The following is a 14,299-nucleotide window of genomic DNA, read 5'->3' as shown; positions in this document are numbered from 1 at the left end:
AATCCGGGACACTCTGCGCACATGTGGTGTACCCGGGGAAAGGACGCGAAGCCATGTCGGAGGCTGCATCCACCCGGACTCAGATCGCTCTTCTCCCGTCCCTCGCCCCTCTGCTGCACGCCTGGCTGCCACGGCAGCGCTGGTTCGCCGGAAAGGGCCATCCGGTCACCGGGTTCTCGCTCGTCTCGGCGACCGAGCTGCTGCCCCTGGACGGCACGGGACCGGGGCTGCTGCATCTGCTGGTGGACGTGGAGCAGCCGGGCCTGCCGGCCGACGCACCACAGGACTGCTATCAACTGCTCCTCGGCGTACGCGAGACCCTGCCCCCGCATCTCGCGCCCGCGCTGATCGGGCACCCGACGGACGGCCCGTTGGCGGGCCGGACGGTCTACGAGGGTCTGCGCGACCGGCGGCTGGCCGAGATCGTCCTGGAACGGCTGCGCCGGCCCGGACAGCTCGGACCGCTGCGCTTCGCCCGGTTCGAGGGTGCGCCGACGATCCCCGGATCGCTGGTCGCCCGCCCCCTCGAGGCCGAGCAGTCCAACTCGTCGCTCGTGTACGGCGACGCGTACATCCTCAAGTTCTTCCGCCGGGTCCAGCCCGGTCCCAACCCGGACCTGGAACTGCCGCTGGCGCTCGCCCGCGCCGGGTGCGACCGGGTTCCGGCGCCCGTGGCCTGGTACGAGGCACGGCCCCAGAGCGGTTCGACGCCCTACACCCTCGGTGTGCTCCAGCCCTTCCTGCGCGGTTCCCAGGACGGCTGGCAGCTGGCGCTCGACGCGTTGAACAAAGGTTCCTCCTTCACCGCGGAGGCCCGTGCACTGGGCCGCGTCACCGCCGAGGTGCACACCGCGCTCGCGGACGAACTGCCCACCGTCATGCTGCGCCGTGCGCAGACGGAGCACCTGGCGGCCGCGATGAACCGGCGCCTGGAGGAGGCCGCGCAGGCGGTGCCGGCCCTGCTGCCGTACGTGCCCCGGCTGCGGACCGCCTTCGACGCACTGGCCGAACTCGGCCGCGACGGCCGCGCCTGGCGGGCCCAGCGGGTGCACGGCGACCTGCATCTGGGCCAGACCCTGTACGGCGGCTCGCGGACCGAGAACGAGTGGTCGGTCATCGACTTCGAGGGTGAGCCGGCCCGGCCGCTCGCCGAGCGCCGCAAACCCCAGCCCCCGGTGCGTGACATCGCCGGCATACTCCGCTCCTTCGACTACGCGGCCCGCACCCACCGCCCGTGGAACCCGGCCTGGGCCGAGCTCTGCCGGGCGGCGTACTGCGAGGGCTACGCCGAGGCCGCCGGCACCGATCCGCGTACCGAGCCCGAGCTGCTGCGGGCGTACGAGACGGACAAAGCCGTGTACGAGGCCCTCTACGAGGCACGGCACCGCCCCGACTGGCTGCCGGTGCCCATGGCGGCGATCGACCGCCTGGCCGCCACCCCCTGAACCCACCGCGCCCAAGGAGGCCGCCCCCGTGACCGCCCGACCCCCGTCCCGAAATTCCTCCGGATCCGATGCCACCAAGAAGCCGGCCGCGGCCGGCACGGCCGACCCCCGCGCGAAGAAGGCCGCCACGCCACCGCCGCGGGCCGGCGGCAGCCACGGCGTGCGGGCGGCCCAGCCTCTCGGGGAGGGCGACAGGGAGCGGCTGCTGAGCGGCGGGCACCACGACCCGCACGGGCTGCTCGGCGCGCACACGGTGCGGGGCGGCGTCGAACTGCGCGTCCTGCGCCCCTTCGCCAGGACCGTGACCGTGCTCGCCAAGGGCCTGCGGGCCGAGCTGCACGAGGACGGCGACGGCCTGTTCTCCGGCGTGCTGCCGCTGCGCGAGGCCCCCGAGTACCAGCTGCTCGTCTCCTACGACGGCGAGGGGGGCGTGGGTTCGCACGAGGTCGAGGCCCATGACCCGTACCGCTTCCTGCCCTCGCTCGGCGATCTCGATCTGCATCTGATCGGCGAGGGCCGGCACGAGGAACTGTGGCGGGCGCTCGGCGCGCAGCCGATGATCCACCAGGGCGTCACCGGCACCCGGTTCACCGTGTGGGCCCCGAACGCCCGCGGTGTGCGGGTCGTCGGCGACTTCAACTACTGGGACGGCACCGGCTTCCCGATGCGCTCGCTCGGCTCGACCGGCGTGTGGGAGCTGTTCCTGCCGGGGGTGGGCGAGGGCGCTCTCTACAAGTTCCAGATCATGCGCCCCGACGGCTCGTACACCATGCGGGCCGACCCGATGGCGCGCCGTGCCGAGGTGCCGCCCGCCAACGCGTCGATCGTGACCGAGTCCCACCATGTGTGGCGGGACGAGGACTGGATGGCCCGCCGTGCGGACCGGCCGGTGCACGAGGCGCCGTTCTCGGTGTACGAGGTGCATCTGCCGTCCTGGCGCCCCGGTCTGACATACCGCCAGCTGGCACTCCAGCTCCCCGCCTATGTGAAGGACCTCGGGTTCACCCATGTCGAGCTGATGCCGGTGGCGGAGCATCCGTTCGGCGGCTCCTGGGGCTACCAGGTCACCGGCTTCTACGCCCCGACCTCCCGGATGGGCACCCCGGACGACTTCCGCTATCTGATCGACGCCCTGCACCGGGCGGGCATCGGTGTGCTGATGGACTGGGTGCCGGCGCACTTCCCGCGCGACGACTGGGCGCTCGCGGAGTTCGACGGCCGCTCGCTGTACGAGCACGAGGACCCGGCACGCGCCGCGCACCCCGACTGGGGCACCCTCGAGTTCGACTACGGCCGCAAGGAGGTCCGCAACTTCCTGGTCTCCAACGCCGTGTACTGGTGCGAGGAGTTCCACATCGACGGGCTGCGGGTGGACGCCGTCGCCTCGATGCTCTACCTCGACTACTCCCGCGAGCACGGCGAGTGGTCGCCCAACGAGCACGGCGGGCGGGAGAACCTCGACGCGGTCGCCTTCCTCCAGGAGATGAACGCCACGGTCTACCGGCGCTGCCCCGGCGTCGTCACGGTCGCCGAGGAGTCCACGGCCTGGGACGGCGTCACCCGGGCGACCCACCATGTGGGCCCGGGCGGCTTCGGCGGGCTCGGCTTCGGCCTGAAGTGGAACATGGGCTGGATGCACGACTCGCTCGACTACGTCTCGCACGAGCCGGTGCACCGCAAGTTCCACCACCACGAGATGACGTTCTCGATGGTGTACGCCTACAGCGAGAACTATGTGCTGCCGATCTCGCACGACGAGGTCGTGCACGGCAAACAGTCACTGGTGAGCAAGATGCCCGGCGACTGGTGGCAGCAGCGGGCCAACCACCGCGCCTACCTGGGCTTCATGTGGGCCCACCCGGGCAAGCAGCTTCTGTTCATGGGGCAGGAGTTCGCGCAGGGGGCGGAGTGGTCCGAGAGTCACGGTCCGGACTGGTGGCTGCTCGACCCGTCGTACGCCGCCGAGGCGGACCACCACGGGGTGCGGAAGCTGGTCCGCGATCTGAACGGCGTGTACGGCGCGACGCCCGCCCTGTGGCAGCGCGACACCGATCCCGAGGGCTTCTCCTGGGTGGACGGTGACGCGGCCGAGGACAACGTCTTCGCGTTCCTGCGCTTCGACACCTCGGGTGCCCCGCTGCTCGCGATCAGCCACTTCTCCCCGGTGGTCCGCCACGAGTACCGCATCGGGGTGCCGGACTCCGTGCCCGCCTGGACGGAGGTCCTGAACACGGACGCGGCACGGTACGGCGGCTCGGACATCCTCAACTCCGATCCGCTGAAGCCGGAGTCGACGCCGTCGCACGGCCGTCCGTCCAGCCTCCAGCTCACGCTGCCGCCGCTCGCGACGGTGTGGCTGCGGCCCGCCGAGGACGTGTAGGACGGAGCGAGGGGCGGCCGGGCGCGGGATGCGCCCGGCCGCCCCTTTCTCGCGCCGTCCCCCTGCTGCTCAGCTTCCGGACGTGAGCGCCGTCGGCAACTCACCCCGGTGGACGAGACCGAGCCGCTGGGTGGCGCGGGTCATCGCCACATACAGATCGCTCTCGCCGAAGAGCCGGGGCTCGACCACGATCACCGAGTCGAACTCCAGGCCCTTGGCCTCGCGCGGGTCGAGCAGCACGACGGACCGGGTGAGATCGACCGGGCCGCTGCCGAGCGCGGACAGTTCGCCGTGCAGTTCGCGCGGGGCGATGACCGCGAGCCGGCCCTCCTTCGGCGTCTCCCGGGCCACGGCGGCGAGGACCGAGGTGCCGAGGTCTCCCTCGGCTGCCCGCTCGGTCCACGGCCCCTCGCCCGTCGAGCGCACCGAGCGCGGCGGCTCGAAGCCGGGGTAGGTCTCCCGGCGTACCTGGGCCGCGAGCTCCATGATCTCGGCCGGCGTACGGTAGTTGACCCCGAGCCGGGTGTGCTGCCACCGGTCGCCGACGTACGGACCGAGGATCTTCTCCCACGAGCCGAGGCCCGCCACGTCGCCGGTCTGGGCCGGGTCTCCGACCAGGGTCATCGACCGGGTGGGGCAGCGGCGCATCAGCAGCCGCCAGGCCATGGCGGAGAGCTCCTGCGCCTCGTCCACGATGATGTGCCCGAAGGCCCAGGTGCGGTCGGCCGCGGCACGGGCGGCGGCGCTGCGGTCGTCGCTCTCCTCCTGGCGTTCGGCCAGTTCCTCCGCGCCGATGACATCGTGCGCGGCCAGTACCTCGGACTCCTCGTCCTCGAACTCGTAGGTCCGGGAGCCCTGGGAGAGCTCCAGCACTCCCTGCGCATAGGCGACCCGCCGCATACGGTCGGCCTCGGCCTTCGCGCGCTCGGCACTGTCGTCGGCGCCGAGCAGTTCGGCGGCCTCGTCCAGCAGCGGCACATCGGCGGGTGTCCAGGGGCCGGTCGCGCGCCGGATCAGGTCGGCGTCCTCGTCCGGGAGCTGCTCCTCGGGCCGGGCGAGGAGGTCCGCGACGAGCTGCTCAGGGGTGAGTACCGGCCACAGCTCGTCGATCGCGGCGTGCACCTCGGCGCTCGCGGCGATCTCCTTGGCGAGCTGCGCGACGTCGTCGGGCCCGAGGAGATTGGGGCCGCCGAACGGGTCCGCGCCGAGCCGGTCCACCAGCTGCTCGGTCAGCAGGTCGATGATCCGGAAGGCGAAGTAGGGCCGGGCGGGATTGTGCGGCAGCCGGGTGGAGCGGGCGCGGTCGCGCGCCTCGTAGGCCATCTCCCGGTCGAGCCGCAGGACGCCGTACTCCTCGTGGTCGATCTCCAGCGCCGGCCCGGGCAGGGTGCCCTCGTCCTCGTGGTCGACGTCCGGCACCGTCTCGGGGAGCGACTGCCGGTCGCGTACGGCGCGGGCGAGCACCTCGGCCATCTCCGCGCGGCCCTTCACCTCCGCGGCCGCGGCACTGTCCGTGCCGGTGGCGTGCACTCCCGGATACAGCTCGGCCATGGTCGACAGCAGCACGCCGGTCTCACCGAGCGAGGGCAGCACTTCGCCGATGTAGCCGAGAAACGCCGGGTTGGGCCCGACGATCAGCACGGCGCGGCGGGCGAGCTGCTCGCGGTGGGCGTAGAGGAGATAGGCGGCGCGATGCAGCGCGACGGCGGTCTTGCCGGTACCGGGTCCACCCTCCACGACGAGAACACCGTGCCGCGGGGCACGGATGATCCGGTCCTGCTCGGCCTGGATGGTCTGCACGATGTCGGCCATCCGCCCGGTGCGGGCCGCGCCGAGCGCCGCGAGCAGGACGGCGTCGCCGTCGGGATCCTCGTAGCCGGTACGGGTCGCGTCGGCGAGGTCGAGGATCTCGTCGTGCAGCGCGGTGACGGTCCGGGCCTCGGTGGTGATGTGCCGGCGGCGGCGGAGGCCCATCGGTTCATAGCCGGTCGCGAGGTAAAAGGGACGGGCCACGGGAGCACGCCAGTCCACGAGCATCGGTGTGTGTTCCGGGTCGTCCCGCCGGATTCCGATACGGCCGATGTGATGGTGGCTGCCGTCCTGAAGATCGAGACGACCGAAACAGAGCCCGGCGTCCACGGCATTCAGGGCGGCGAGCCGGGCGGAATGCTCGGCAACACCGACATCGCGCTCCAGCTTGGCCTGGAGACCCGTACTGACCTGCCCGATCGTGGACCGGACTGCGGCCTCGGCCTCGTCGCGGAGCACATCGAGGCGCTCGTAGAGCAGAGAGACGAATTGCTGCTCATGATGCATTTCCTCGGTTGACAATTCCGCTCCCGACGCGATATGGTGTCCCTATATTGAGTGCCCGCATCGGTTTATGAAACCGAGCATGCAAACACTCAATATACGCAGCGAAACACCCCGGCCGTCAATTCGGTACCGGGGTATTTTTGTGCGCGGGTGAGCTGCTTCGCCGGAAGTCCGCTTCCCTCCGGCCTCATGCGCCGGGCCGGATCACATCCTCGAGTTCCTGGAGGAGCCGGCGCTTGGGACGGGCACCCACCATCGACTTCACCGGTTCCCCCGCGCGGAACACCATCAGCGTGGGCATCGACAGCACGGCGTACCGGGCCGTGATCTCCGGATTGGCGTCCACATCGAGCTGCACCACCTTGAGCCGGCCCGCCTCCTGGGCCGCCGTCGCACTCAGCACCGGCGCGAGCTGCCGGCACGGCCCGCACCAGTCCGCCGTGAACTCCACCAGCACCGGGAGCTCGGCCCCCAGGACCTCGGCGTCGAAGTCCGCGTCGGTCACTTCCGCGACACCCTCTGCCCGCATCATGTGTGTCCTCCGAATTCGCATCGTGGTTCCGGACCCTGTGCGAAGTCCGCCTCGGCCTTCGCGAGTTGTGCGCCCACCTGGGCGCGTACCGACTGGAGCTGCCCGATGAGCGCGTCCAGTTCACCGAGCTTGGCCCGGTAGACGGCGAGCGAGGCGGGGCAGGAATCGCCCGCCGGATGCCCGGACCGCAGGCACTCGACGAACGGCCGCGTCTCCTCCAGCTCGAAGCCGAAGTCCTGGAGGGTCCTGATCTGCTGGACGAGCCGCAGATCGCCCTCGTCGTACGTGCGGTAGCCGTTCCCCGCTCGCCGCGCGGGCAGGAGCCCCCGTGTCTCGTAGTAGCGCAGGGTCCGTGTGGTGGTCCCGGCCCGCTCCGCCAGCTCGCCGATTCGCATGTCGTCGACGGTAATCCTTGACGTCGGGGTGAAGGAAAGCCCCGCAGGGGAGGGCCGACGGCGGGCCGCTGTACGCCGGTCGGCGCGGACCGGGTCCTTTGGTCGGCCGCTCATGGACCGAAGACGGATGCCGCTGACCCATCCGGCCTTCCTAGCGTGACGGCATGACCGTCGACACCAAGGCGCCGCCTGCGCGGCGGGGCGCCGTGCGACCCCAGGAGCGGGCGCTCGCGCCCGATCTCGCGCGCGGCATCATGCTCCTGCTCATCGCCTCGTCCAACACGGCGTTCCATCTGTGGGCCGCTCGCCGCGGCCCCTCGGGCTGGCAGCCCGTGGACGGCTCGTGGCTCGACCACGCCGTGCAGTTCACGATGATCACCGTGCTCGATCTGCGCGTGTACCCCCTCTTCGCCTTCCTCTTCGGGTACGGCATGACGCAGCTCTACCTGCGGCAACGGGCCGCGGGAAGCTCCGAGAAGGAGGCGGTCGGGATTCTGCGCCGCCGCAGTCTGTGGCTGATCGTCATCGGACTGGCGCACGCGAGCCTGCTGATGGCCGGCGACATCCTGGGGTTCTACGGGCTGATGAGCCTCGTCCTCGGATGGCTCGTCCTGCGGCGCAGCGACCGCGCGCTGGGGTGGTGGATCGCCATCGCGACCGCGCAGCTCGTCCTGCTGACCGTCGCACCGGTCCTGCCCGCCCTGTTCCAGGGCGAGTTGAGCTCGTACGGGGACGCCTCGGCGGAGCCGGGCAACGAGGCCTACGCGGCCGGTGAGCAGAGCTGGCTCGCCGCCTCCGGCACCCGGCTGACCACCGGGCTGTTCGTCACCTTCGCCGCCGCGCCGCTCTCCCTGCTCGCCGGCGCCTACGTCATCTTCCTGCTCGGCTTCTGGGCCGCGCGCCGCCGTGTCCTGGAGGACAGCGGCCGCCACCTTCCGCTGCTGCGCCGGACCGCGGTCATCGGCATCACGGTCGGCTGGCTCGGCGCACTGCCCGCCGCGCTCGCGCACATCGGCGTCCTGCGGGTGCCCGACGCGGCCCAGAGCGAGTCGGGGGCGCTCACCCTGCTCCGGGACGTCACCGGCAACGCGGCCGGTCTCGGCTATGTCGCCGCGGTGGCCCTGTTCACCCGCTGGTGGACCGGACGCCCAAAACGGCGGGGTGCGCGGGCCGTGACGGCGGTGGCCGCCGTCGGCAAACGGTCGCTGTCCTGCTATCTGGCGCACTCGCTGGTCTTCGCACCGGTGCTCGCGGCCTGGGGGCTCGGCCTCGGAGAGCATCTGACCAGCGCCACCATGGTCCTGTTCGCGACCGGCGTCTGGCTGCTCACGGTGGCCGGGGCGTACATCCTGGAACGCGCCGGCCGCCGCGGCCCCGCCGAGGCGGTGCTGCGGCGGCTGATGTACGGCGCCGACGGCCGACGACGACGTGAGGCGCGCACGCACCCCGACCGGGTCAGGACGCGGACCGCACCGCCTCCACCGTGCTCGCCCAGTCGTCCGAGCCATGACCCCGCGCGATCGCCCGGTCCGCCACCGCCTTGACCGACTCCAGCTGCGAGACGTCGAGCCCTCGGGCCCGCGCCGCGTGCAGGATGTGGCTCACGCCCGACGCCATCATGGCGAGGCCCGCCTCCTGGCCGGGGTAGCTGCCCGCGTCGATGTTCTCGGCCGTGTACTGGGCGATGGGCGGCAGGATCTGGACGATGGAGTCGAGATACGGGGCGATGTCCGCCGCCTTGACGCCGTCGGCGGTGGCCAGCGCGTAGGCGTGCACCAGACCCGAGATGCTGCCGTAGAAGAAGTCGAGCAGCGCCAGGTCGTACACGGCGGCGAGCCCGGGGTCCGTACCGACGAAGGCGGCCCGTCCGCCGAGGGTCTTGAGGGTGGACTCGTGCCGCTCGTACGCCTTCCGGGAGCCCGCGTAGAAGAGCAGCGCGTCGGGTGAGCCGACGAGCGGGGTGGGCACCATCACGGCGCCGTCGAGATAGTCGATGCCGTGCGAGGCAGCCCAGGCCGCGGCCTGACGCGAGCGCTCCGGGATGTCGGAGGTGACATTGACCAGCACCCGGCCCCGGAGGGCCTCACCGAGCGGTTCGAGGATCGCGTCCGAGGCGTCGTGGTCGACGACGCAGACGATGATCAACTCGCCCGCCCGGACGGCCTCCTCGGCGCTCGCGGCCTCGACGGCGTCGCGGGCGACGAGGTCGTCCCCCTTGCCCGGAGAGCGATTCCAGACGGTGGTGGGACGGCCCGCGTCGAGAAGGGCGCCGGCGAGTGCGCGGCCCATGGCGCCGAGGCCGATGACGGTGACTGGGGTGAGGGAGTTCTGCGTGGTGGACATGCACACCATGCTTCTTCGGCACGAACTGCCCCACAAGTACCGACTCTTAAGTGGGATACTCACCAAAAGGTGAGCATCCAGGTCAGGGCGGTGCTTGATGCAGCAGCGCATCGCGGTGCTCACGACGGTGGCAGCAGCGGCTTCCGCTCCAGCGGCGAGGTGAGCACGATCGACGTGGTCGTCCGCCCCAGCGCCGACACCAGCTCCAGCACCTCTTCGAGGTGGACCGTGTCCGTCACGGCGACCTTGATGATCCAGCAGTCCTCGCCGACCACATGGTGTGCCTCGGTCACCTCGGGGCGCTCCATCAACTCGCGCGTCCGCGGGTGCCTCAGCGTGTAGCCGCCGTGCGGATCGACGCGGATGAAGGCCTGTATCCCGTGGCCGAGCCGGGCCGGGGAGACATGCGCGCCGTATCCGGTGATGGCGCCGCAGGCCTCGAGCCGGCGGACCCGTTCCGTGACGGCCGCGGGGCTCAGCCGTACCCGGCGGCCCAGCTCACTGAGTTTGATCCGGCCGTCCGTCTGAAGGAGCTCCAGGATCTGCCGATCGATGGGGTCGAAGCGACTGGAACCGGCCACCGATGTTTCGACGGCGGTAGGACGTGAATGCCGAGGTTCTTTCGGCAAAGAGGCCGGATCTCCCATGACTCCCCCTTCAGGTTGCGGCCCGACAACGTAACACTTGCCGTAGAGCGAGAGGGAGTTGAGGAATGCGCGAGATATGCGTCATCGGGGGAAGCCGCTATATCGGAAAGCGGCTGATCGCCCGGCTGCTGGAATCCGGGGACCGGGTCACCGTCATCAACCGCGGTTCGTCCGCGGCTCCCGCCGGAGTGCGGCATCTGGTCGCGGACCGGGACGACGAGAATTCCCTGCGGGCCGCGATCGGTTCACGCTCCTTCGACGTGGTCGTCGACCAGGTCTGCTACACACCGCGCCAGGCGGAGATCGCCGTGCGGGTGTTCTCGGGACGGACCCACCGCTATGTGATGACGTCCACCGTCGAGGTCTACGAGTACGAGCACTCCCCCGAGCCGGTGCGCGAGGAGGCGGTCGACCCGCTGGCGGTGAGTGTCGACATGGCCCTGCCGTGGGACGACGCCACCTTCCGGGAGGAGCACTACGGCGAGGGAAAGCGGCAGGCGGAGGCGGTGTTCGCGGCCGCGACGGAATTCCCGTCCGTGTCCGTGCGCGTCGCCCATGTTCTCGGCGGACACGATGACTTCACCGGACGCGTGGACCACTATGCCGAACGCATCAGAGCCGGCGAGCCGATCGCCGTCCCGGTGAAGAACCAGCCCGCCACCTATGTGTACGTGGAGGAGATCGCGGACTTTCTCGCCTGGACAGCGGGGCAGGAATTCACCGGACCGGTGAACGCCCACGCGAACGGCCCGCTGACGACCGGGGACATCTGCGCCGCGATCGAGCGGCAGACCGGCGGCAGGGTGGAATTCGCCCCGGTACGCGTGGGCGAGACCTCGCCGTTCTCCTTTGCCCGTGCCTACGCCATGGACAACTCCCGCGCCGCCGGCCTGGGATACACCTTCCGGCATGCATCGGAGTGGCTTCAGCAGGCCGTGTCCGAGACCCTCGCGGCGCGCGAGGAGGTGCGGTGATGAGGTACCGCACGCTCGGCGGACTGCGGGCGGGCGCGGTCGGACTGGGCGCGATGCCGCTGTCCATCGAGGGACGTCCCGACGAACGGCAGGCCGTCGCCACCCTCCACGCCGCTCTGGACTCGGGCGTGACGCTGATCGACACGGCCGACTCCTACTACCCGCCGGGCGGCGAACCCGGGCCGGGCGAGCTGCTGGTCGCCCGGGCGCTCGCCTCGTACGGAGGGAACACCGACGCGGTGCTCGTCGCCACGAAGGGCGGGCGTGGCCGGACGGACGACGGCGGCTGGACGGTCGGAGCCGCCCCCGAGCGCCTCAGACGGGCGGCCCACGCCTCGCTGGCCCGCATCGGCGGCGCGGCGATAGGCCTCTACCAGCTGCACAAGCCCGATCCGGCCGTCCCGTTCGCCGAGTCGGTGGGCGGGCTGCGGGAGCTGCTGGACGAGGGCACGATCCGGTTCGCCGGGATCTCCAACGTGGACACGGACCAGATCAGGCTGGCGCGGGAGATGCTGGGCGACCGGCTCGTCTCCGTGCAGAACCGGTACTCGCCGGCGGTGCGCGACGGCGAGGCCGAGCTGCGGCTCTGCGCGGAGCTGGGACTGGCGTATCTGCCGTGGAGCCCGCTCGGGGGGATCTCCCGCAGTGCGCTGGACGGCCCGGCGGGCGGACCGCAGGCCGCGGGTCCGTACGCGGCGTTCCACCGGGTGGCGCGGGCGCGCGGGGTGAGTCCTCAACAGGTGGCTCTGGCGTGGCTGTTGGCGCAGTCGCCGACGGTCATCCCGATCCCCGGCGCGAGCCGACCGGAGAGCATCCGCGACTCGGCAGCGGCGGCCGACCTCGTACTGAGCACGGAGGAGGTGGCCGCACTGGACGCGAGCGGCTCGCGCGCTGCGGCCGGATCGGACGCGACAGGTACCGGACAGGACACCGCCGGATCCTCCGCGTCCCCCGCAGTCACCGGACAGGGCACCGCCGGGTCGCCCGCCGCCACCGGACAGGGCACCATGCCGAGGTGACGGACTACGAGACGGACGGCGGGCGTCCGCGGCGCTCGGTCGACCGGGGCGCCAGGATCGAGGCCTACGCCGATCTGATCCATGTGGTGTGCCCGGGATGCGGCGGGCGTGCCGACGTGGTGCCCCGGCCGGGCCTGCCGGAGCTGAAGTACCACACCGAACTGCTGTTCCGGCCGCGCCGGCTGGCGTGCGTTCGCTGCGCCCCGGTGCGGGACTGGGAGGCCGAACGCCGTGGGGGCGCGCTGATCGCCGCCACACTCGGCGGACCCGACGAACCCTTCTTCGGGCAGCCGCTCTGGCTCCGCACTCCGTGCCGCGGCAAGGTCCTGTGGGCGTACAACGAACGCCACATCGACGCGCTGGAGCACTATCTCGCCGCCGGCCTCCGGGAGCGCGACGGTCATCCGCACATGAGCATGCTGACGCGGCTGCCCGCCTGGATGAAGGCCGCCGGCCATCGGGAGGACGTACTGCGCGGGCTCTCACGGATGCGGGAACTGCTCCATGCCGACGCGCCCGCCGACCGTCCGTCCTCGGCCGTCGGGTCGGGGCCGGGGCGGCTCGCGCGGCCTGTCCGGGCCAGCTGGTCGCCGCCGTACTGACCCGGCCGCACCGGCCTGCGGGCGTACGGACTCCGCGGCCCGGGCACCCGACCAGCCACATCGTGCAACTGCCCTGTCCCTTCAGGAAGTCGACGATCCCGAGCCATTGACGCCTCCACCGGCTCCAACTACAAAACTATCTGAGAGCGCTCTCACACACCCTTGGCACCACCCTCCCGGAGGTGTTCCGTGAGTACGAGCCGCATCAGACGCACCCCCCTGCTCACCGTCGTCGTGGCCCTCGTCGTCGCGCTCGCCGGCTTCATCGGCGTCACCGGCGCCGGGCAGGCGCGCGGTGACGTTCCCCCCACGCCCGGCTGGAATCTCCAGTGGAGCGACGACTTCAACGGCGCCAACCGCACCCTGCCCTCGTCCGCCAACTGGCAGATCGACCTCGGCCACGGCTATCCCGGCGGCCCCGGCAACTGGGGCACCGGCGAGATCCAGAACTACACCGCCAACCCCGACAACCTCAGCCTCGACGGCAGCGGAAACCTGCGGATCACCCCGCTCAGGGACGGCGCCGGCAACTGGACGTCCGGCCGGGTCGAGACCAGGCGCGCCGACTTCAAGGCCCCGGCAGGCGGCACCCTGCGCATCGAGGGCCGTATCCAGATGCCGAACGTCACCGGGCAGGCGGCGCTCGGATACTGGCCCGCCTTCTGGGCCCTGGGCGCCCCCTACCGGGGCAACTACTGGAACTGGCCGGCCATCGGTGAGTTCGACATCATGGAGAACGTCAACGGCATCAACTCGGTGTGGGCCGTGCTGCACTGCGGTGTGAACCCCGGCGGCCCCTGCAACGAGACCAACGGCATCGGCGCCAACCGCGCCTGTCCCGGCGCCTCCTGCCAGTCGGCCTTCCACACCTACCGCTTCGAGTGGGACCGGTCCGTCTCGCCCAACCAACTGCGCTGGTACGTGGACGGCCAGCTGTTCCACAGCATCAGCCAGGACCGTTTCGACGCGGGCACCTGGGCCAACATGACCGACCACGCCGGGTACTTCATCCTGCTCAACGTCGCCATGGGCGGCGCCTTCCCCAACGGTGTCGCGGGCACCGGGACCCCGACCCCAGCCACCGTCCCCGGCCGCCCCATGCTCGTCGACTACGTCGCCGTCTGGACCCGCGGCGGCGGCACGACTCCCCCGCCCACCACCCCGCCGCCGTCCGGCTCCTCGCAGCTGTATCTGCGGACGGGAGGCGGCGCGGGCGACGCCACCGCGTCGGCCGGCTCGGTGAGCGTCCCCTCGGCGGGCGGCGCCAACTACGACGGCACCCCGCACAACCCGCAGGTCTTCACCTCGTCCGGCATCACCCGCAGACACAACGGCGGGGCCACCCAGTTCGACCTGTTCGCCGACTCCGGCTCGGCGGTGGCCAACGGGCAGCAGGTCAGGGTGAGTTACGACCGGACGGGCGACGGCAGCTGGGACCGGACGGAGACGTACCACTACTTCGCCACGGACCCCGTGCCGGGCTACGAGCACTACACCCAGGCGAAGGGCCTCAAGTCCGCGACCGGCGCGCTCGGTGATCTGAGCAACGGACGGGTTCGCGTCGAGGTCTGGAACGCCATCGGCAACGGCGCGAGCACGGTGGGCGTCGGCAACCAGTCCGTCGTCCGCATTCCGTTCGACTGAAC

13 protein-coding genes are annotated in these 14,299 nt (G+C 71.4%); 8 read left to right on the top strand and 5 right to left on the bottom strand.

Features of this window, described 5'->3' with window-relative positions:
- Window positions 1-53 precede the first annotated feature (53 nt).
- Entirely contained in the window at window positions 54-1,445 is a 1,392-nt protein-coding gene (locus ACQPWZ_RS25350; RefSeq protein ID WP_340475510.1) for a maltokinase N-terminal cap-like domain-containing protein, read from the top strand.
- Between the two features lie 28 nt (window positions 1,446-1,473).
- Complete coding sequence (gene glgB, locus ACQPWZ_RS25345; protein ID WP_433572451.1) at window positions 1,474-3,825, top strand: 1,4-alpha-glucan branching enzyme; 2,352 nt, start codon at window positions 1,474-1,476, stop codon at window positions 3,823-3,825.
- A 69-nt stretch (window positions 3,826-3,894) separates the two neighbouring features.
- On the opposite strand, the gene ACQPWZ_RS25340 is transcribed toward glgB, so the two are convergent.
- Window positions 3,895-5,838 (bottom strand): HelD family protein, encoded by a 1,944-nt coding sequence (locus ACQPWZ_RS25340; RefSeq protein ID WP_433572450.1) that lies wholly within the window; start codon window positions 5,836-5,838, stop codon window positions 3,895-3,897.
- A gap of 30 nt (window positions 5,839-5,868) precedes the next feature.
- On the opposite strand from ACQPWZ_RS25340, the gene ACQPWZ_RS25335 reads away from it, so the two are divergent.
- A complete protein-coding gene (locus ACQPWZ_RS25335; protein ID WP_340475507.1) occupies window positions 5,869-6,153 on the top strand; it encodes a hypothetical protein in 285 nt (94 codons plus the stop codon).
- A gap of 175 nt (window positions 6,154-6,328) precedes the next feature.
- On the opposite strand, the gene trxA is transcribed toward ACQPWZ_RS25335, so the two are convergent.
- Complete coding sequence (trxA, locus tag ACQPWZ_RS25330; RefSeq protein ID WP_356698990.1) at window positions 6,329-6,673, bottom strand: thioredoxin; 345 nt, start codon at window positions 6,671-6,673, stop codon at window positions 6,329-6,331.
- Window positions 6,670-7,068, bottom strand: coding sequence for a MerR family transcriptional regulator (locus ACQPWZ_RS25325; protein ID WP_383236630.1), 399 nt, complete (start codon window positions 7,066-7,068; stop codon window positions 6,670-6,672). The genes trxA and ACQPWZ_RS25325 overlap by 4 nt, the downstream gene beginning before the upstream one ends.
- Window positions 7,069-7,232: 164 nt before the next feature.
- On the opposite strand from ACQPWZ_RS25325, the gene ACQPWZ_RS25320 reads away from it, so the two are divergent.
- Window positions 7,233-8,612, top strand: a complete 1,380-nt coding sequence (locus ACQPWZ_RS25320; protein WP_433572449.1) for a DUF418 domain-containing protein — start codon at window positions 7,233-7,235, stop codon at window positions 8,610-8,612.
- Here the strand turns inward: ACQPWZ_RS25320 and ACQPWZ_RS25315 are convergent.
- A complete protein-coding gene (locus ACQPWZ_RS25315) occupies window positions 8,524-9,411 on the bottom strand; it encodes an NAD(P)-dependent oxidoreductase (protein ID WP_433572448.1) in 888 nt (295 codons plus the stop codon). The genes ACQPWZ_RS25320 and ACQPWZ_RS25315 overlap by 89 nt on opposite strands.
- A gap of 119 nt (window positions 9,412-9,530) precedes the next feature.
- Window positions 9,531-10,058, bottom strand: a complete 528-nt coding sequence (locus tag ACQPWZ_RS25310) for an Lrp/AsnC family transcriptional regulator (protein WP_433572447.1) — start codon at window positions 10,056-10,058, stop codon at window positions 9,531-9,533.
- A 65-nt stretch (window positions 10,059-10,123) separates the two neighbouring features.
- Here ACQPWZ_RS25310 and ACQPWZ_RS25305 point away from each other — a divergent pair, with 65 nt between their 5' ends.
- The 4 genes from ACQPWZ_RS25305 to ACQPWZ_RS25290 all read left to right on the top strand — a co-directional run bounded on the left by ACQPWZ_RS25305 (window position 10,124) and on the right by ACQPWZ_RS25290 (window position 14,297).
- Window positions 10,124-11,032 (top strand): NAD-dependent epimerase/dehydratase family protein, encoded by a 909-nt coding sequence (locus tag ACQPWZ_RS25305; RefSeq protein WP_356698999.1) that lies wholly within the window; start codon window positions 10,124-10,126, stop codon window positions 11,030-11,032.
- Window positions 11,032-12,051: an aldo/keto reductase gene (locus tag ACQPWZ_RS25300; RefSeq protein ID WP_433572446.1), complete on the top strand. Its 1,020-nt coding sequence runs from the start codon at window positions 11,032-11,034 to the stop codon at window positions 12,049-12,051. Before ACQPWZ_RS25305 ends, ACQPWZ_RS25300 begins: the two co-directional genes overlap by 1 nt.
- Window positions 12,048-12,653 (top strand): hypothetical protein, encoded by a 606-nt coding sequence (locus tag ACQPWZ_RS25295; RefSeq protein WP_433572445.1) that lies wholly within the window; start codon window positions 12,048-12,050, stop codon window positions 12,651-12,653. The genes ACQPWZ_RS25300 and ACQPWZ_RS25295 overlap by 4 nt, the downstream gene beginning before the upstream one ends.
- 189 nt (window positions 12,654-12,842) lie before the next feature.
- Window positions 12,843-14,297 carry a glycoside hydrolase family 16 protein gene (locus tag ACQPWZ_RS25290; protein ID WP_433572444.1) on the top strand — a complete coding sequence of 485 codons (1,455 nt, stop codon included), beginning with the start codon at window positions 12,843-12,845 and terminating at the stop codon, window positions 14,295-14,297.
- Window positions 14,298-14,299 lie beyond the last annotated feature (2 nt).

It is taken from the genome of Streptomyces sp. CA-251247 (assembly GCF_050952975.1).
GTDB classification, from domain to species: Bacteria; Actinomycetota; Actinomycetes; order Streptomycetales; family Streptomycetaceae; genus Streptomyces; species Streptomyces achmelvichensis.
This window is presented reverse-complemented; position numbering and strand designations above follow the sequence as displayed.

Coding starts and splice junctions, on each gene's coding strand:
- ACQPWZ_RS25350 (WP_340475510.1), top strand. CDS start 54: ATGTCGGAGGCTGCATCCACCCGGACTCAGATCGCTCTTCTCCCGTCC.
- trxA (WP_356698990.1), bottom strand. CDS start 6,673: ATGATGCGGGCAGAGGGTGTCGCGGAAGTGACCGACGCGGACTTCGAC.
- ACQPWZ_RS25325 (WP_383236630.1), bottom strand. CDS start 7,068: ATGCGAATCGGCGAGCTGGCGGAGCGGGCCGGGACCACCACACGGACC.
- ACQPWZ_RS25320 (WP_433572449.1), top strand. CDS start 7,233: ATGACCGTCGACACCAAGGCGCCGCCTGCGCGGCGGGGCGCCGTGCGA.
- ACQPWZ_RS25315 (WP_433572448.1), bottom strand. CDS start 9,411: ATGTCCACCACGCAGAACTCCCTCACCCCAGTCACCGTCATCGGCCTC.
- ACQPWZ_RS25310 (WP_433572447.1), bottom strand. CDS start 10,058: ATGGGAGATCCGGCCTCTTTGCCGAAAGAACCTCGGCATTCACGTCCT.
- ACQPWZ_RS25305 (WP_356698999.1), top strand. CDS start 10,124: ATGCGCGAGATATGCGTCATCGGGGGAAGCCGCTATATCGGAAAGCGG.
- ACQPWZ_RS25300 (WP_433572446.1), top strand. CDS start 11,032: ATGAGGTACCGCACGCTCGGCGGACTGCGGGCGGGCGCGGTCGGACTG.